20 protein-coding genes are annotated in these 17,196 nt (G+C 50.2%); 1 reads left to right on the top strand and 19 read right to left on the bottom strand.

The window, feature by feature from the left end; all coding sequences use genetic code 11:
- Positions 1-65: 65 nt before the first annotated feature.
- The 4 genes from ccpN to ACYQ2N_RS14315 all read right to left on the bottom strand — a co-directional run bounded on the left by ccpN (position 66) and on the right by ACYQ2N_RS14315 (position 4,407).
- A complete protein-coding gene (gene ccpN, locus ACYQ2N_RS14330) occupies positions 66-701 on the bottom strand; it encodes a transcriptional regulator CcpN (protein WP_459999926.1) in 636 nt (211 codons plus the stop codon).
- A 235-nt stretch (positions 702-936) separates the two neighbouring features.
- On the bottom strand, positions 937-3,015 hold the full coding sequence (glyS, locus tag ACYQ2N_RS14325) for a glycine--tRNA ligase subunit beta (RefSeq protein WP_459999925.1): 2,079 nt from the start codon (positions 3,013-3,015) through the stop codon (positions 937-939).
- Position 3,016: 1 nt separating this feature from the next.
- Positions 3,017-3,907 (bottom strand): glycine--tRNA ligase subunit alpha, encoded by an 891-nt coding sequence (gene glyQ / locus ACYQ2N_RS14320; RefSeq protein WP_459999924.1) that lies wholly within the window; start codon positions 3,905-3,907, stop codon positions 3,017-3,019.
- A gap of 326 nt (positions 3,908-4,233) precedes the next feature.
- Complete coding sequence (locus tag ACYQ2N_RS14315; RefSeq protein WP_459999923.1) at positions 4,234-4,407, bottom strand: aspartyl-phosphate phosphatase Spo0E family protein; 174 nt, start codon at positions 4,405-4,407, stop codon at positions 4,234-4,236.
- A gap of 147 nt (positions 4,408-4,554) precedes the next feature.
- On the opposite strand from ACYQ2N_RS14315, the gene ACYQ2N_RS14310 reads away from it, so the two are divergent.
- Positions 4,555-4,983: a helix-turn-helix domain-containing protein gene (locus ACYQ2N_RS14310; RefSeq protein ID WP_459999922.1), complete on the top strand. Its 429-nt coding sequence runs from the start codon at positions 4,555-4,557 to the stop codon at positions 4,981-4,983.
- Positions 4,984-5,086: 103 nt separating this feature from the next.
- Here ACYQ2N_RS14310 and ACYQ2N_RS14305 read toward each other — a convergent pair whose 3' ends face one another.
- The 15 genes from ACYQ2N_RS14305 to mtaB form a co-directional block, all read right to left on the bottom strand.
- The gene (locus ACYQ2N_RS14305; protein ID WP_459999921.1) at positions 5,087-5,566 is read right to left on the bottom strand and encodes a DUF4342 domain-containing protein; all 480 of its coding nucleotides are present in this window, start codon (positions 5,564-5,566) and stop codon (positions 5,087-5,089) included.
- Between the two features lie 7 nt (positions 5,567-5,573).
- A complete protein-coding gene (gene recO, locus ACYQ2N_RS14300; protein ID WP_459999920.1) occupies positions 5,574-6,341 on the bottom strand; it encodes a DNA repair protein RecO in 768 nt (255 codons plus the stop codon).
- A 78-nt stretch (positions 6,342-6,419) separates the two neighbouring features.
- A complete protein-coding gene (gene deoC, locus ACYQ2N_RS14295; protein WP_459999919.1) occupies positions 6,420-7,067 on the bottom strand; it encodes a deoxyribose-phosphate aldolase in 648 nt (215 codons plus the stop codon).
- 56 nt (positions 7,068-7,123) lie between these two features.
- Complete coding sequence (gene era, locus ACYQ2N_RS14290) at positions 7,124-8,032, bottom strand: GTPase Era (protein ID WP_460000549.1); 909 nt, start codon at positions 8,030-8,032, stop codon at positions 7,124-7,126.
- Positions 8,033-8,242: 210 nt separating this feature from the next.
- On the bottom strand, positions 8,243-8,665 hold the full coding sequence (cdd, locus tag ACYQ2N_RS14285) for a cytidine deaminase (protein WP_460000548.1): 423 nt from the start codon (positions 8,663-8,665) through the stop codon (positions 8,243-8,245).
- Between the two features lie 24 nt (positions 8,666-8,689).
- Positions 8,690-9,076: a diacylglycerol kinase family protein gene (locus ACYQ2N_RS14280; RefSeq protein WP_459999918.1), complete on the bottom strand. Its 387-nt coding sequence runs from the start codon at positions 9,074-9,076 to the stop codon at positions 8,690-8,692.
- 6 nt (positions 9,077-9,082) lie between these two features.
- Positions 9,083-9,571 carry an rRNA maturation RNase YbeY gene (gene ybeY / locus ACYQ2N_RS14275; RefSeq protein ID WP_459999917.1) on the bottom strand — a complete coding sequence of 163 codons (489 nt, stop codon included), beginning with the start codon at positions 9,569-9,571 and terminating at the stop codon, positions 9,083-9,085.
- A gap of 1 nt (position 9,572) precedes the next feature.
- Positions 9,573-11,810, bottom strand: coding sequence for an HD family phosphohydrolase (locus ACYQ2N_RS14270; RefSeq protein ID WP_459999916.1), 2,238 nt, complete (start codon positions 11,808-11,810; stop codon positions 9,573-9,575).
- A 107-nt stretch (positions 11,811-11,917) separates the two neighbouring features.
- Positions 11,918-12,844 (bottom strand): PhoH family protein, encoded by a 927-nt coding sequence (locus tag ACYQ2N_RS14265; protein WP_460000547.1) that lies wholly within the window; start codon positions 12,842-12,844, stop codon positions 11,918-11,920.
- 58 nt (positions 12,845-12,902) lie between these two features.
- A complete protein-coding gene (yqfD, locus tag ACYQ2N_RS14260) occupies positions 12,903-14,081 on the bottom strand; it encodes a sporulation protein YqfD (protein ID WP_459999915.1) in 1,179 nt (392 codons plus the stop codon).
- Positions 14,074-14,361: a YabP/YqfC family sporulation protein gene (locus tag ACYQ2N_RS14255; protein WP_459999914.1), complete on the bottom strand. Its 288-nt coding sequence runs from the start codon at positions 14,359-14,361 to the stop codon at positions 14,074-14,076. Before ACYQ2N_RS14255 ends, yqfD begins: the two co-directional genes overlap by 8 nt.
- Positions 14,362-14,576: 215 nt before the next feature.
- Positions 14,577-15,029, bottom strand: coding sequence for a GatB/YqeY domain-containing protein (locus ACYQ2N_RS14250; protein WP_459999913.1), 453 nt, complete (start codon positions 15,027-15,029; stop codon positions 14,577-14,579).
- A gap of 14 nt (positions 15,030-15,043) precedes the next feature.
- Positions 15,044-15,220, bottom strand: coding sequence for a 30S ribosomal protein S21 (gene rpsU / locus ACYQ2N_RS14245; RefSeq protein ID WP_206812066.1), 177 nt, complete (start codon positions 15,218-15,220; stop codon positions 15,044-15,046).
- A gap of 122 nt (positions 15,221-15,342) precedes the next feature.
- Positions 15,343-15,687, bottom strand: coding sequence for a histidine triad nucleotide-binding protein (locus tag ACYQ2N_RS14240; protein WP_459999912.1), 345 nt, complete (start codon positions 15,685-15,687; stop codon positions 15,343-15,345).
- A 101-nt stretch (positions 15,688-15,788) separates the two neighbouring features.
- The gene (mtaB, locus tag ACYQ2N_RS14235; RefSeq protein ID WP_459999911.1) at positions 15,789-17,153 is read right to left on the bottom strand and encodes a tRNA (N(6)-L-threonylcarbamoyladenosine(37)-C(2))-methylthiotransferase MtaB; all 1,365 of its coding nucleotides are present in this window, start codon (positions 17,151-17,153) and stop codon (positions 15,789-15,791) included.
- Between the last annotated feature and the right edge of the window lie 43 nt (positions 17,154-17,196).

Below are 17,196 nucleotides of genomic sequence, written 5' to 3'. Positions count from 1 at the left end.
TTCAGGTATTCAGAATTCAGAAGAATTCTCCTGTCTCCTGACTACTAACTACTGACTCCTAACCCTTACATCTTGGCTATCTCCACAAACAGTTTCGCGACATTCGTTTTAGTAAAACGACCCACTACTTCGTACCGGGCCTCCCCGTGTTCATCCACAAATTCTTCCACGACCGGCAAGCTGTCAACTTGGTGCTGCACCAGCCTTTTGGCTGCTTCCAGAACGGGTTCATCCGGAGTAGTCATAATAATGTTAGGCATGCGGGTCATAATTACCCCTATTGGCACCTGCTGCATGTCAATTTTACCCAGGGCTGCCTTGAGTAAGTCTTTGCGTGAGACCATCCCCAAAAGAACCCGATCTTCGTCCACGACACTCAAACTCCCGACATTTTGCGTAAACATGACCACAATTGCTTCATAGATGGTGGCGGTCTCTTTTACGACTGCGGCCATTGACTTAAAATCCCCAACGCGCAACTGGCGCAGTTTTTCTGCAAAAGGTGAAAGTTCCGCTTTACCCCGATAAAAATACCCGACTCGGGGGCGAGCGTCCAAGACGCCGGCCATGGTTAAAATCGTGAGATCCGGACGCAGGGTGGCTCGCGTCAAATCCAGCTTGGCCGCAATCTGTTCTCCCGTAATCGGACTCGATTGCTTAACGATTTCAACAATGCGCGCTTGACGTTCTGTCAGTTCCAACCCTTGTCACCGCCCTTTTCCCGAGCTTTAGAAATTAGAAATTAGGAGGTGTGAATCCCCTAAGACACCTCCTATTTTAGCACACAGATCCACCAATGTGTTATACTAATTACATTTTTTTCACTCAATATTCAACTTTTTTAATAACCTTAGGCTGAAATGCTTGGCTCTGAAGCTTGATCTAATGTCTGTACCTAACTTTTGTGCTTAAGCTTTCAACGTAACACTGATGGCTCTATACACTGAGCTGGCTTAAATCCCCCAGGCAGCCTAGCATTTCCACACACCGCCCAAGCAGAGCCAAACGCGCTTCTCTTAGTTTCTCATCTTCCACCATAATCATCACTGCCTGGAAAAGAGCCTCGATCAGAGGGACCATCTCAGCGGCCACTTTATACGCTTGTTCGTATTCACGGGCGTCAAGCAGATTGTCAAAGCGCTCCCGGCGCAGCAGCATCTCTTCCGCCAGCTTGAGTTCGGCCGGGTCCTGCAGGGCCCTCTCATCAAAGGCCTTAAGCTCTGCTTTTTTGCTAAGATTATAGCAGCGCACATAAGCTTGGACGTACTCCGCCAAAACAGGATCTTCCCTCTTGGCATGCAAAACCAGGGCTTTCTGGGCACAGCGGTAGAGCTTGTCACTTCCTTGGGCCAAAGCAGCGTCAACCGTATCATAGCGCAGACCCTGATCCTGAAGGGCAAAACGCAGGCGCTGCTGGAAAAAGTCCTGGAGGGCAGGCAAAATCTCGTTAAGGGACAGAAGGGCTATACCCTGAGCAGCTAAGAGGCGGTGAGCCTCGCTTATTAAGTCTTCAAGGGAGAGATCCCACTCTGCCTTAAGCAGAATGCCGACTATCCCCTGGGCCTGACGCCTTAAAGCATAGGGATCCTGCGAACCGGTAGGCTGGATTCCGATCCCGAAAGCGCCGATAATGGCATCCAGTTTATCCGCTAGACTCACGATCCGGCCTGGGAGTGACTCTGGCAGGGCATCCCCAGCGAAACGGGGCTGGTAATGCTCCACGATCCCCTGGCACACTTCCAGGCTTTCCTTGCTGGCCTGGGCGTATTCCGCTCCCATAATCCCTTGCAGTTCCGGAAAATCGTATACCATGAGTGTAGCCAGATCGGCCTTGGCCAGGAAAGCAGTGCGGTCAATCAGCTCCTGTCTTTCCGTGCCCAAACCCAAGCTCCTGGCGATAAACCCGGAGAGGAAGCGCAGGCGCTCAACCCGGGCTCTGACCGTACCCAGTTTTTCATGATAAACGATTTTCTCCAGCTTCTGCACAAAGTCTGCAAGCGGAACTTTCGAGTCTTCGCGGTAATAAAAAGCGGCATCTTCAAGGCGGGCTTTTAAGACTTTCTCATTCCCCGCTTTCACTTTCTCTAAGGCAGCATCATCCCCGTTGCGCACAGTTATAAAGTAAGGAAGGAGCTTGCCTTCGCGGGAACGCACCGGGAAATAGCGCTGGTGTTCGCGCATTGGGGTAGTAATTACCGCTTGCGGCAGTTCCATGTAACGCGCCGGAACTTCCCCAAGCAAGGCCGTCGGATATTCCACCAAATGAGTGACCTCCCCTAGGAGTTCCTCATCCTCAGGCACAACTCCCCCTGCTTTCTCAGCCAGAGCCTGAATCTGATGCCAGACGTTACTCTTTCTCTCTTCAGGGTCTGCTATAACATACGCCTGCCGCAATTTTTCCTTATACTCAGCCGGGTTTTCTAACACAACAGCTTCCTCAGCCAGAGTACGGTGCCCCTGAGAGACCCGTCCCGCTTTAAGCTCTACAAACTCGAATTCCACCACATCCTCGCCATACAGGGCCACCAACCAGCGAATCGGGCGGGCAAAGCGAAAATCCAGATCGCCCCAGCGCATCGGTTTCGGGAAATGAAGAGAAGTGATCAAGTCACGGCACAATCCCGGGAGCAAAGATTTGCTCTCTTGGCCGCTCTCAGATTTCTTGGCAAAGATATAAGGAACTCCGTTTACTTCCTGCGTAAAAAGCGCCTCCACCTTTACCCCCTGGGAACGGGCAAAGCCTTCGGCCGCTTTGGTCGGCTTCCCGTCAGCAGAATAAGCAGCCTTCACTGCAGGACCTTTCACTTCCGTGTTAAGGTCTGTTTGTCTGGAGGCTAATTCTTGTATGAGCACTGCTAAGCGCCTTGGGGTCGCGTAAATTTTCACTCCACTAAAACCCAGACGCATATCTTCCAGCTTTCTGCGCGTCTGATCTTCCAGTTGAGCCACAGCCCCCGGAATGAACTTGGCCGGAATTTCTTCCATTCCGATTTCCAAAAGAAAGTCCTTACCCATCTCAACCCACCTCCTTCGCACTTTTACCCTTGAGCAAGGGGAAACCGAGTTTTTCCCGCTGCTCGACATATGCTTGGGCACAGAGACGGGCTAAAGCCCTGACCCGAGCGATATAGGAAGTGCGTTCAGTCACGCTGATCGCCCCTCTTGCTTCCAGCAGATTAAAGGTGTGGGAACACTTTAAGACATAATCATAGGCGGGCACAACTAAGCCCTTTTCCACTGTGCGCTTCGCTTCGCGCTCGTACATCTCGAACCAGGTCTGGAGCGCTTCGATGTCAGCGGCCTCAAAATTATAGTGGGAGTAGTCGATTTCATTTTGCAGGTAAATATCCCCGTAAGTAATATCCCCTACCCACTCGATATCATAGACGCTGTCCTTGTTCTGAATAAACATGGCGAGTCTTTCGAGTCCATAAGTTATTTCCGCACTTACCGGCTGGCAGTCAATCCCACCGCACTGCTGAAAATAAGTGAACTGGGTTACCTCCATGCCGTCAAGCCAAACTTCCCAACCCAAGCCCCATGCACCCAGGGTCGGCGATTCCCAGTTATCTTCGACGAAACGGATGTCATGTTCTTTGGGATTAATCCCAAGGCGCTCCAAGCTTTGCAGGTAAAGCTCCTGCACATTAGCCGGGGAAGGCTTAAGAATCACTTGGTACTGAAAATAATGCTGCAGACGATTGGGGTTTTCCCCGTAACGCCCGTCTGTCGGACGCCGGGAAGGTTCCACATAAGCAACATTCCACGGTTCCGGCCCCAAGGCCCTTAGAAAAGTAGCCGGATTCATGGTGCCTGCTCCTTTTTCCACATCATACGGCTGAGCAATAATACACCCTTGTTCTCCCCAAAATTGATTGAGAAATAAGATCATATCCTGAAATTTCATATCCTGCCTCCTTTTTCGATGTTCGATATTCGATATTCATGGTTCGATGGTAGATGGTCGTGGTTATGGTTATGGTGGAACTAAAAAACTCTCACCCCCGCAGCTTCCGCTGCAGGGACGAGAGTTATTCCCGCGGTTCCACCCTGCTTGATCCTTTTGGATCCACCTTAATTAAACAGTGCTCCGAGGCCCCATACTTGCTGCTTCCGTCCGGCTTCCACCATTCCGGACTCGCTAAGGGAAGTTTGGGCAAGCTTATTCTCATCATGGCACAATAGGGTATTTTTGTAAGTATTATATACAGTGGACAGGCTTCTGTCAATTGTTTATACATTTTCTCCGTTATTGAAAGCACCCTCTTGTCCTCCACTCTTGCGGTAATATTCAACAATGTATTTATCCATTTGTTGACTTATTTTGAGGAGCATTTCTTTACTTACGTTCATATTCCCCGCATTATTTAGAATAGCTCTGGCAATTTCCATCTTGTCTGTATTCATCTCTTTCACTCCGCAAGCACTCATAAAATAACTACAGGTATTATTTTACATCAAATATTCGCTGGTTGCAAATAATAAATATATGCACGTTGCAAGTTCAGATACCCTGTGAAGTCAGCTAAAGTATCTTCAGTAAGGGGTGATGAAGTGGAAAAAAATGCTGTAATAGATAACAAGGCTGTCGGACAAAGAATACGACAAGAAAGAGATAAGCTTAAACTTTCGCGGGAAGAGTTTGCAGAAGTGATTGAGCTTTCGGATTACTATGTCGGACAGCTCGAACGAGGAGAGCGGCAAATGAGCCTCCCCGTTTTGGTTAAAGTCACCCATTGCTTACACCTATCTTTAGATTACCTCGTTTTTGGAAAAAATAATGACAGTCCGTATTATCTAAACGATACCCTTAATCCTTACGCATCTAATATCACCGATCTCACTGAGTCCTCTGCTCCCACTCATGCCTTTGACAGCTACCAAGAAACAAGAATGGATGTATACGAATTAATCAACAAGTGCTCGCCGAAAGAATTGGAGTTGGTTAAAAAACTTATTATAACAATTCTTCCTTATATGTAGGCTTGCGATATGTCGTTGAAAAATGCTACCTTCAATGACGAGGTTATAGAAAGAAACCTTGATTGAGTAATACTCGAATCAAGGTTTCTTTCTATTTAAAGGATTAAATTCCAATTTGCTCCGGAGCCTCGTCGTCTCTGTCTACGCTGATAATCACAGTTTCCGTAACCTCTCCTGGCTCCGCTACCGGGGTCTTGTCCACTTCCAATTCATAATGGGCAAGGGCTGCTCCGGCCGCACCAAGCAGACCCAATAGCCTGAGCCCTGGCCGCCGCCAGAAAGTATAGGCTAAAGCCGCTCCCAAAGGGGCAGAAACACTTAAGAAGGTCTTGTCCCGGCGTTTAAGATTCACCTTAGTCTGATTCAGAACTTCTATTTTGTCTTTCAAATCTCCCCAGACTTCCCGGCCACGATTTTTCCATCCTCCGGTCGCGGATTGCTGCTCATGTTCGAGCTTAGCCAACGCCTTAATGACATCCCCGGCGGCGGCTTTAAGGGCTCTGTCGGCTTCATCATACCCTACCCCCATGCGCTCACGGAGAATATCGATTTTTTCAAGTTCACTCCACATTTCTTCATTCATGTGCGCTTCACCCTTCCCGTTGATTGTTGGAGCTTTCTCCGCCTATTTCTTTCCCCATCCGCCACGAACGTAGATTTTTCTCGAATTTCTCCTCGCAGTATTGCTGTAGTGCTTCTCGCATTTCCTGCTCCATCCAGGCCGACCAGCGCAGGCGTTTAACTTTTTGCCACTCCGTGTGCTCTAGCTGGCGCATAAAAGCTACCGTCCCCAGGCTTAGTGATTTTCCGTTGAAAAGCCCGCGACACTCACTACAAACAGTGCCGCCTGCTGCGGGGCTGAAAAGGGCTTTATCCCCTTTAATTACAGCTCCACATTCCGCACATTCCCCCAGACGTGGGGAATATCCGAGAATCCCAAGCAGGCGCAAGGAGAAAATACTTTGCACAAGAAAGGGGTTAACCTCTGCTAAGAGAAAGAAGCAAGTCAAAGCCAAGGTGAACAATTGTGGCTGTGGCTCTTCCCTGACTGTAGCCACATCCAAGAGTTCAGCGATCGCTGTTGCGGCCAACGTCCTGTCCAAGTCATTCCACAGGTGCGGAAAGCTCTCCTTGGGGCTCGCCTGGGTGACAGTGTCCAGCGTGCGCCCCTTGTGCAAGAGAAAGTCGGCATAGGTGAACAATTGTGCTCCTGCGCGCTGGCGGCTGGTCGGCTTACGTACCCCTTTGGCCACAGCGTGGAGCTTGCCGGACTCGCGGGCAAAAAGTGTAAGCAAGCGGTCAGACTCGCCGTATTCGCGGCTGCGGATAACCAAAGCGTCAGCATGAAAAACAGCCACTCGCGGCCACCCTCTCTCTATTTTTCGTCCTCCCGCATCCCGCTATGCATCATCCTTGACGATGAGAAAAAAATATTTTCAGCCGCTGATTATCGTGATCGATGCACTGGCACCCAGACGTTCAGCACCTGCTTCCACAAGCTGGAGGGCCAGTTCCCGGGTGCGAATCCCTCCTGCAGCTTTAACTTTTACTCCCGCTCCGACCCAGGCCTTAAGCTTTTGCACGTCTTCCACGGTGGCCCCGCCACTGGCAAATCCGGTCGAAGTCTTAATAAACTCGGCTCCTGAGTCCCGCACAATTTCAGCAGCCTGCTTTTTCTCTTCATCTGTGAGGAGCGCCGTCTCGATAATTACCTTAATGACAAGACCGCAGCTGTGCGCAGCTTCTACAACCCGACTAACATCCCGTGCCGCCGCATCCCAGTTTCCTGACTTGATACAGCCGATATTCATGACCATGTCAACTTCTTTAGCCCCCTGAGCTTTAACGGCAAACACTTCCTGAACTTTTATTTCAGCAAGAGTAGCCCCGAGCGGAAAACCGATCACCGCGCTCACGCCGACACCGGTGCCGTGTAAGAGCTTGGCAGCAGTACGAACGTACGCGGGATTTACGCACACAGTAGCAAATTTGTATTTTTGCGCTTCATGGCAAAGCGTGACGATGTCTTTCTCGGAGGCTTCCGCCTTAAGTAACGTATGGTCGATCATACCTGCTAAATTCATTTAGCCCACTTCCTTACAAACAATTGTTTTCTTTCATAATGGATTCTTTAATACTTCTAGGTTTCCCTACGGTCATACCCCAGTTCCCGCAGCGATTGCTGCCGATTGCGCCAGTCTTTTTTCACTTTAACCCATAGCTCCAGGAAAACCTTGCTCCCGAGGAGTTTCTCGATATCTTCGCGGGCCAGACGACCGATCTCTTTCAGCAGTTTGCCGCCTTCCCCGATAATGATCCCTTTTTGGGAATCCCTTTCCACCATAATCAAAGCGCGCACCTTAACTAAAGTCTGTTTCTCCTGAACTTCCTCGACCACGACGGCGATGGAGTGAGGCACCTCGTCCCGGGTTAAAGCAAGCACCTTCTCCCGGATTAACTCTGCCATAATAAAGCGTTCAGGCTGGTCTGTCACCTCATCCTCAGGGTAATAAAGCGGCCCCTCCTGCATGTGGTCAAAGATCACCTTCAGCAGTTCATCCGTATTATCCCCGGTCTTCGCGGAAATAGGCACAACAGCAACGAAGTCGGCTAAACCTGCATACTGCTCCACTAAAGCAATAAGCTGTTCTTTGCTCAGCAAGTCAATTTTATTTAAGGCCAAGATACAAGGAGTGGTGGCTTCCTTGATCATATGAATGATGTACTCTTCCCCGCTGCCATACTTTTCCGCAGCGTCCACCACATACACAAGCACATCCACATCCTTGAGCGAATTCCTGGCCGCATCGACCATATACTCTCCCAGCTTGTGTTTGGGCTTGTGAATACCAGGGGTATCTAAAAAAATAATCTGTCCCCTATCTTCTGTAAGTATGCACTGGATCTTATTCCTGGTCGTCTGGGGCTTATCCGACATAATCAGAACTTTTTGCCCCAGCAGGTGGTTAAGCAAGGTGGATTTTCCGGCATTAGGCCGACCGATTACAGAGACAAACCCGGAACGAAAATCCTTAGACTTGGTTGACATAGAAGTATGCTCTTGCACCGAACGGTGTCCCTCCAAACTTTTTACAACTACTCTGGAGTCAGCATGAAAGAACGGTTTATCCCCCGGAGGCATTCTGACTCCTGACTCCTGACTACTGACTACCGACTACCGACTACCGACTACCGACTACCGACTACCGACTACTGACTACCGACTACCGACTACCGACTACCGACTACTGACTACCGACTACCGACTTACCTGAACGTACTCCGGCCCGAAAGAAAACGGCAAAAGCTCCTCCAAAGAAGTCGCCTTAACCCGTCCCTGCCCATTTACAAGCATGATCCGGCAATCCTTAGCAAACTCCCGCATCACCTGACGGCAGGCTCCGCACGGGGAAGGAAATTCCTCCGTGGGCACAGCAATGGCAATGCTTGAAAGTTCACGTTCCCCGGCAGCAGCTGCCAGAAAAATCGCCGTACGCTCAGCGCATACTGTAAGTCCATAACTTGCGTTCTCCACATTGCATCCGCGATAGATTTTACCAGAAGAGAAGCGAGCCGCTGCGCCGACAGGGTAGTTGGAATACGGCACATAAGCCTGTTGATAGGCTTCCCTTGCCAGGCGGATTAAATCCTCATCACCCTTATTTTCCAATGGGGGAAAAATCTCCTCCACCAAAATCCCTCCTAATTAAAGAAACTGCTCCAGCCAGCGCCGGAGCGGGGGCCAGAACACTGAACTCCCGATTACCACGGCTTGAATGGCTGTCACCAACACCGCCCCGGCAGCCACATCCTTGGCCATCCCGGCCAAAGGGTGAAACTTCGGCTGCGCCAAATCAACGACCAACTCCACTGCCGTGTTCATCACTTCCGCCGTAATAACGCTCCCAATCGCATAAATCAAAAGTAGCCATTCCCAGCGGCTAAGGCGCACCCACCAGGCAGCCGCCATAACTACAAGCGCTGCGACTGCATGAAACTGCAGGTGTCCCTGAGTTTTCCAGCTATAAAGCAGGCCGCGCCAGGCCAAACCTAAACTACGGGCAAATCCGGCTGGTTTCTGATACTTGGTCATCTCTGTCTACTCCCTCTCAAGCCCAAGCCGGGCCATCACTTCCTCTTCTTTAAGCCGCATTTCCTGGCGTGCTTGCTCCTGTTCGTGATCATATCCCATAAGATGCAGACTACCGTGTACCGCCAGATAGACTAACTCACGGGCAACAGAGTGTCCGTACTCAAGAGCCTGCTCCCTGGCCCGTGTTACGGAAATAATGATGTCACCCAGCAAATTATCCTCGAATTCTATTTCCCCTTCGCTTATTTCGGGTTCCTCCGCACTTTCTTCCTGCAGCGCAAAAGAGAGCACATCAGTCGGGCGGTCTATCCCCCGGTACTCCCGGTTTAACTCATGTATCCGTTCATCATCAACCAAGCTAAGGCTCACTTCGCTCTCAGGGGACCCCCCGGCCAGCAATACAGCACGCTCTATCCCTCTGCGCAAAAGCGAAGTTAAATCCTCCCTCTCTTCAGGAGAGATACTTTCTTCTTCCCATATTATATCCAGATTCAATTCATTCGGTCCTTTCTGCTCTATCTGGGAGGGATCCCTGTACTTCAGATTCTTTCCTTTCCGGACCCTTCGTATCCTTAGAATCCTCATCCTTTGCTTCTTCATTCTGGGCGCCTCCTCGGGCCGGTAAATCGGGATATTCTACCCGTGAGTGAAAGATCCCGGTCAGGACACGCACGAAAGCCATCGCGATCTTGTCCAGATCCTGAAAAGTCAGGTCACACTGATCAAGCTGTCCGTCATTGAGTTTATCTTTAATAATCTTTCTAACTAAACCTTCAATCCGCCCCGGAGTGGGCTGTTTCATGGAACGTACCGCAGCCTCCACACTGTCTGCAAGACACACCAAAGCCGCCTCCTTGCTCTGCGGCCGCGGCCCGTCATACTGGAAAGCTTCTTCCGGGATATCCTCATTCTCTTCTTTGGCCTTATGGTAAAAGAAACTCACCAGGCTGTCCCCGTGATGCTGGGCAACAATATCCATAATCGGCTCGGGCAGCTTGTTCTCCTTGCCTAACTCTAAACCATCTTTGACATGGGAAGTAATGATCAGCGCGCTTAAAGTGGGCGCAATCTTATCGTGGGGATTGTCCTGGGCAAATTGGTTCTCGATAAAAAAATATGGGCGTTTAAGTTTCCCGATATCATGGTACATGGCCCCCACCCGTACCAAGGTCGCATCGGCGTTGACCACCTCTGCCGCAGATTCAGCCAAATTCCCTACTAAAATACTATGGTGGTACGTCCCCGGTGCTTCCATGAGTAAGCGTTTAAGCAACGGGCGGTTAGGATTTGACAGTTCAAGCAGGCGCACTGCCGATGTGATGTTGAACCCTGATTCAAACCAGTGCAAAGTCCCCACGGTCAAGACCGACGATGCCAAGCCATTCACTATGGCCAGCAAAATGCCTACTGCCCACACCGTAAGCCGCATTCCGGACATAAGCGCCACTCCGCTGACTGTAAGCACATTTACCGCCGAAATATAAAGTCCGGCCCGGGCTAGGTCCGAACGCTGGCTCAGGTTGCTCACACTATGCACGCCCACCAGCCCGCCAAAAAGTGCGACGAGTCCCACTTGCGTACCGACCGCCATCGCTAAAGTAGGATCTGTCAAAAGGGCTACAAACACCGCCAGCACTACAGACACCAGGAGTGCAGCTTCCACATCCACCAAGATCGCAACCGCCATTGTGGCCCATGCCACCGGGATCAGCATGCCGGCCAAAGCGTTATACTCCGCCCCGCCAAGATTAAGCGCAATAATCCCTTTCCCAGTGATGAGCACTAAAGCAATGGTAAGCCCAATCAGAATCATTTTCTTAAATTCCAGAGTTGCGCGTTTGTATTGGAGAACATAGACCGCTATAGCAGCCATGCCCCCAAGCACAACTAAGGCAATCCCCGCTGTGGAACGCCAGGGCGCGCGGTAGTCAATTAAGCCGTATGCCATGAGCACACTATAGGTGCTTTCATCAACGATATCCCCGATGCCGACAATTTTTTGCTTAGTCTTATACCGATGCACCTCAAGCTTTATCTCCGAACGGGCCTGATTGCGCAGTTTTTCCGTAGCCTGCTCATCAAAAACTAAAGTAGGTCGACTCACTTTAGAATCTACGAAAGTGTCCAAGAACCTTTTTATGGTCTGAGAAAGGTCGCTCTGGTCAATATCCTGCGTCATCTTTCCTTTCAAGGAGGGGACATCAGCCTGAGTCCGGGCACCTGAATCCAGGTTGCGTGCCCTACCGATAATAATGGAGCTCGCCTTCTGTTCCGCAATATTCAAGTCTTCAACACTTATGCGCACGAGCGCAGCCAAATCCCCATCCGTCAACGAACCAAACGGAGGAGTCTGCTTTAGCTTGGCCAGGCGGTTATCCTGGCTGGAATTAACCGCATCCTGCACAGCTAAAAACGCCTTGCTCAAATCTCTGGCCAGACTTGAAGCATAGTCTTCATCAGGGTTATAGACAGGCTGAACGGTTTTGGCAGCCGCCTCTTGATCTTTGTGATATTTCTCGATATCCTCGAAGTCTTTGTCCCATGGTGCATAAATATCTTGCGGGCTTGGCTCCCCGACTTTAATATTTAATTTAGACACAAACAGACTCGAAGAAATTAAAAAGGTAAACAACAGAAAATACACCACGGCAAAAATACCCCTTTGCCACATGGTGCCTTGCACAAACTTAGCAAAATAGCTTGTCCATGTCTTACGTAAATCCAACCTCATCATCCTCTTTAAGAGCCCGTACTATAATGTCGGTCTGCAGGACTCTTCGGCAGACGACATCCTTCTGAAAATCCGCACCCGCGGCATGGATGTCTGGTGTTATATGCGGATTAGTTAGGCTTTCGTCCCGGCTTATCCAGCTCTTCATAGGCCTGGATAATCCTCTGCACGAGGGGATTGCGCACAACATCAGCCGCTGAAAAGTAATGAAATGCAATCCCGGAAATCCCCGCTAAAATATGTTGGACTTCGACCAGACCGGAATATTGCCCCCTAGGCAAGTCCACCTGGGTAACATCTCCGGTGACAACCGCCTGTGAACCAAATCCCAGCCGTGTCAGAAACATTTTCATTTGCTCGGGAGTGGTATTCTGAGCTTCGTCCAAAATAATAAAAGAGTCATCAAGCGTGCGCCCGCGCATATACGCAAGAGGAGCAATTTCGATCGCACCCTTTTCCAGATAGCGGGCGGTCGTCTCCGGTCCAAACAAATCATAAAGGGCATCATACAGCGGACGCAGGTAGGGATCAACTTTTTCCTGAACATCTCCGGGCAGAAAGCCAAGCTTCTCCCCAGCCTCAACTGCAGGGCGGGTAAGCACGATCCTGCTCACCTCCTTGGCTCGTAGCGCCCTAGCTGCCATCACCACAGCGAGGTATGTCTTGCCGGTACCGGCAGGACCAACGCCGAACACGATCGGATTTTGCCCAATTGCCTTAATATAGTCCGCCTGGCCCAAGGTCTTAGGTTTAATCATACGCCCGCGGTGTGTGGTCGCTATTGCTTTGCCCAAAACATCGGCAACGCCACTGAATATTCCCTCTTCCACCTGGGAAATAACATAAGACACATCCGTAGGGGTTAGGGCATGCCCGTGCCGAACCATTGCCAGAAGCTCACTGATAGCAGCTTCCGTATGTTCAACCTCAGACGGACTGCCGCTGACAATCAGCTCCCCCCCCCTTACGACACATTTCCCACCCAAACGCTCTTCCAACATCCTCACATGAGCATCTTCAAGTCCTAACAAACCCATGGCTTCTGTAGCATTCTCTAACACAAACTTAGCTTCAGTACGCAAGCTTTCGCCTCCATCAAGGATTGGTATAAACAGCTAAATCCTCGTAGGTTTCCACCTCTATCCGAACTCTTTCCACTCCGCTTCCTGCGGGTAGAACCTTAACCGCTTCCTCTACCACCTTCGCTCCAGGCGTAATCTTAGCGTAAACCTCGGCCCGCGCGTGCTCCTCAGCCTCTTGGCGCGCCTCAAGAGCCGCACGTTCATAATTATTTTGCACTAATTCTTTGTACTTTACTGATATAAGTTCGACAGGAAAACGCCAATTCCTCCAGGCCAAAACAGGTCTGCTTCCCACTTCTTTGTCTGCCTGTGCGTAAGGTGACTGAGGTGTCGTTACCATTATGACTCTGGAACCAAATTTTATACCCCAGCCAATTGCTGTCTGCCCGCTCTCTTCGACCTTGCTTTCAACAAGCGGCACTTTTCCTTCCGCAGTGTACCACACGCGGCCCCTGACAAACCCTTTGGCTGCTGAATTCTGCGCTGACGCCGGAATACCGGGCCCGGCCGGAATAGGACCCTGCACAATCAGAACTTGTCCGGCCCGCACTGTCTCTCCTTCATGAACCTGCGGCACTCCCTGAATTACCATGATCTCACGGATTAACCCCGCTTTGGCCGCTATTAAGTTCCCGGCCTGTGAGGGAACAACCGGACGGATTTTTTCAACGATATTAATTTCAACATGAGTACCGGTGCGCTCGATTCCTATCCAAGCTGCATCAGGTGTCTGTTCCTGCAATACTTTGGACAGAGCATTAAGATCAAGATTTTTATGCCAAACCCATTTCTTGAGGCCAAGGGTTTCCGCTTGTTTAATCACAGTGTCCGCTGACAAATTTTTATTTCCGCTTACGGTAATAGACAGCACCATTTGCGATAAAATACTCACAGCGATCACAATAATAGCCAACCCGGCCAAAAGCCCTTTGCGACGCCACCAGCGTCTAAGGATGAAAGGCAAGCCGTATTTGGCGTTAATTCGTACCCTGGAATGGCTGGTTCTCGCTGCCCGTCTAAGTTTCCTAAAGTCCTCAAGCTTGACACGCGCTTTCAGACCCCGCTCCGACCTTTGGGCATTGAACAATACGACTTTATCCCGTACCGCCTCGTTAATAAAACCGGAGATGTCATTTCCTTGCGCCAAAAAATACACCTGTCCATAAATAAAAGATCGCGCCTTATTAACCATTACCAGACTCACCCCCGTCAAAAGAGAGCGTTATGAGCGTTCCTTCGATGTAAAGTTCGGTCGTAAGAATAGTCTTGAGCACGAATTCACGGCCGCACATAGCCAGTTCGCCCACAGCCGTATCAAGCTTAATTTCTTCCGGGCTGAAGGCGATAATCGCGCCATAATTTTCTACCGTAATTTGTTCACGGCCGGTAATCGTGATTTTCGGCCCCGTCCCTGCCACATCCGGCGGAAATTCCAAAGCGTCGCCCACGCTTTTTGACAGCTTATCCAGCATCCCAAAACTCCTCCCTCGCGCACTAGTGCCCACGCCGTTGCTACCCTTGAAATGTCAATCCAGAGGAGGAAAAAAATCCCTCCCTTCGTTAATATTTATGAAGGGAGGGAGGGGATTAGTACAAACCACTATACGAAAGACCCGATCAGATTTAATCCGACCGGGTCTCTTCCTACAGTAAATTAATTAAGTTAAAACTTGCGCCAAACTTATGGCTAGCTACCTAGCAGTTCGCGCACGATTTGGTTGACGAGCTTGCCATCGGCGCGTCCTCTGGTCTTAGGAGCCAAAGCTCCCATTACTTTGCCCAAATCCTTAGGGCCTTGAGCCCCCACACTTTGAATGATTTCCTGGGCAAGCTGGCGAATCTCCCCTTCGGAAAGTTGTTGAGGAAGATACTCCATCAGGACTGCAATTTCCTCTTCCAAAGACTTAACCGTCTCGGGGCGATCCGCTTTCGCGAATTCGGCAATGGCATCGCGCCGCATCTTCAACTCGCGTGCCAGAACCTCGATAACTTGCTCATCATTAAATTCCTGCTTTTTATCTATTTCTGAGTTCTTAATGGCAGCCCGAGCCATGCGGATTACGGAAAGCTTGACCTTCCCCTCCTCTTTGGCCTTCATGGCAGCCTTCATATCCTCAACAAGGCGATCTTTAAGGGACAATAGTGAGCCACTCCTTACTTGAACTTGCGTTTACGCGCGGCTTCGGATTTCTTCTTGCGGCGTACACTCGGTTTTTCGTAATGTTCATGTTTACGAGCTTCCGACAAAACACCCGAACGCTGACAAGTACGCTTGAACCGGCGGAGTGCGCTATCCAGGGATTCGTTCTTACCGACCTTGATCTCACTCATTCTTATCCCTCCCTCCACTGGCTCGTCAAAAGTACACATTTTTGATTATACTGGATGAACTTGGTCGCGTCAAGTTCACGCGAAACCTTTGCCAAAGTCTGTGTTCGTTTCAACCTTTTTCTTCACCCCAATTTGGAACCGAGCTTTTGTCCACCTAATAAATGGAAGTGCAAGTGCGGCACGACTTGACCGCCATCAGATCCTATATTAGTGATGACTCTATAGCCTGATTCGGCAACCCCTTGATCAGTTGCAAGCTTTTGCACTACTCCAAGCAAGTGTCCTATTAAGCCCTCATCTTCAGCAGCGACTCCATTTAAGTCTTTAATATGTTTTTTGGGAATTACGAGCAAATGTACCGGAGCTAAAGGAGAAATATCCTTAAATGCTATGAGTTCTCGGTCTTCATATACCACCTCACTTGGAATGTCCTTATTTACAATCTTACAAAAAATGCAATCTGACACCTGTATTATTCCCCTTTCTATGTATATTACGGACACCCCGACTTGGTGCCGTTTCGTTTTCGCTAAGCATAACTGTGATTAGTTCTTATAGTGTTTCTCTCTTAGCTTAGATTTTCCTCTTTAAGATAAGCTTTTGCGAGAGTTATTTTGACAAGCTCTCCGCTGTGCCAGACGTGCTCACGGGTTTGGTGCGGCAAATACACTTCAAGATAATTACCGGTATGGCCGAAAGCGGTCCCGCTCTCGTCCACTCTTTCAACCAGAACCTCAACTTCACGCCCGAGGAAGCGTTCCACATAGGATTCATGGCTGGAACGGGCGACCTCCAGCATCTCTTTGACCCGCCCCTCTTTGAGGCGGTTCGGCACTTGATCAGGATAACCTGCGGCAGGAGTACCTTCGCGCCTGGAATAGGGAAAAACGTGGATACGGGCAAAACCACAGCTCTCAACGAAGGCTAAAGCGTCCCGATGATCTCTCTCACTCTCACCCGGAAAGCCGACAATTACATCCGTGGTCACAGCCAAATCCGGAATGTTTTGCAAAAGCTTATTAAGCAAACCTTTATAGTCCCCAAGAGTGTACGGTCGCTGCATACGGGCCAGTATGGCATCACTCCCGCTCTGCAGGGGGATATGCAAATGCGGGCACACGACTGGAGAAGAAAAGATGCTTTCAAGCAGGGCAGGAGCAAACTCCATCGGCTCAATCGAACTAAGCCGCAGCCGCTTTAAGCCGTCAATCTTAACTAACTCGCGCACTAAGCGGGCTAAATCCCAGTCCCCGGCCATGTCCTGGCCATAGGCACCGGTATGGATTCCGGTAAGCACTATTTCTTTGTACCCGGCTTGAACCAGTTTTTCGGCTTCAGCCAGGGCGTTGTGCGCACGGCGGCTGCGCACGGGTCCACGGGCATAGGGAATAATGCAGTAAGTGCAAAACTGGTTGCACCCCTCTTGGATCTTAAGCATCGCGCGGGTGCGGCTTTCCCCCTCGAGCATGGGAAGCTCTTCGAACTCCTTAACCTGCCAGATGTCATGCACGGCACTAAGCGGCTGGCGTTGTGCGCGTACCTCGCGTCCGTCACGCACCTCTCGTTGCGCGCGCACCTGCTCGATCAGCTCAAGCATGCGGCTACGATCCTGGGTGCCTATAACCAGATCCACCCCTTCAATATTCAGGACTTCTCCGGGAGATGTTTGAGCATAGCAGCCCATTACCACAATAAAGCTGTCCGGATGAGACTTAATCATGCGGCGAATCACTTGGCGGGATTTACTACCTCCGGTGTTGGTGACGGTGCAGGTGTTGACCACTACCACCTCGGCTTTACCGGCAATGTCCACAACTTCATACCCGGCATTGCGAAACAACTGGGCCAAAGCCTCGCTTTCCACCTGATTAACCTTACAGCCCAACGTGACGAAACGCACCTTCTGGCGGACGATATCTGTATCCTCTTCCATCCTGATTCACCTCCGATCGCTGTCTGACTTCCGACCTCTGACC

This window comes from Paradesulfitobacterium aromaticivorans (genome assembly GCF_054657415.1).
Note: the sequence above shows the minus strand (reverse complement) of the source record. Positions and strands in the feature narration are given on the sequence as shown.

What these genes read in the sequence shown, in the direction of transcription:
- ACYQ2N_RS14280 (WP_459999918.1), bottom strand. Translation starts at nt 9,076, where the DNA reads ATGACCAAGTATCAGAAACCAGCCGGATTTGCCCGTAGTTTAGGTTTG.
- rpsU (WP_206812066.1), bottom strand. Translation starts at nt 15,220, where the DNA reads ATGAGTGAGATCAAGGTCGGTAAGAACGAATCCCTGGATAGCGCACTC.
- ACYQ2N_RS14305 (WP_459999921.1), bottom strand. Translation starts at nt 5,566, where the DNA reads ATGAATGAAGAAATGTGGAGTGAACTTGAAAAAATCGATATTCTCCGT.
- ACYQ2N_RS14255 (WP_459999914.1), bottom strand. Translation starts at nt 14,361, where the DNA reads ATGCTGGATAAGCTGTCAAAAAGCGTGGGCGACGCTTTGGAATTTCCG.
- ACYQ2N_RS14270 (WP_459999916.1), bottom strand. Translation starts at nt 11,810, where the DNA reads ATGATGAGGTTGGATTTACGTAAGACATGGACAAGCTATTTTGCTAAG.
- glyQ (WP_459999924.1), bottom strand. Translation starts at nt 3,907, where the DNA reads ATGAAATTTCAGGATATGATCTTATTTCTCAATCAATTTTGGGGAGAA.
- era (WP_460000549.1), bottom strand. Translation starts at nt 8,032, where the DNA reads ATGTCAACCAAGTCTAAGGATTTTCGTTCCGGGTTTGTCTCTGTAATC.
- mtaB (WP_459999911.1), bottom strand. Translation starts at nt 17,153, where the DNA reads ATGGAAGAGGATACAGATATCGTCCGCCAGAAGGTGCGTTTCGTCACG.
- glyS (WP_459999925.1), bottom strand. Translation starts at nt 3,015, where the DNA reads ATGGGTAAGGACTTTCTTTTGGAAATCGGAATGGAAGAAATTCCGGCC.
- deoC (WP_459999919.1), bottom strand. Translation starts at nt 7,067, where the DNA reads ATGAATTTAGCAGGTATGATCGACCATACGTTACTTAAGGCGGAAGCC.
- yqfD (WP_459999915.1), bottom strand. Translation starts at nt 14,081, where the DNA reads ATGGTTAATAAGGCGCGATCTTTTATTTATGGACAGGTGTATTTTTTG.
- ACYQ2N_RS14265 (WP_460000547.1), bottom strand. Translation starts at nt 12,844, where the DNA reads ATGGGTTTGTTAGGACTTGAAGATGCTCATGTGAGGATGTTGGAAGAG.
- ACYQ2N_RS14315 (WP_459999923.1), bottom strand. Translation starts at nt 4,407, where the DNA reads ATGAATACAGACAAGATGGAAATTGCCAGAGCTATTCTAAATAATGCG.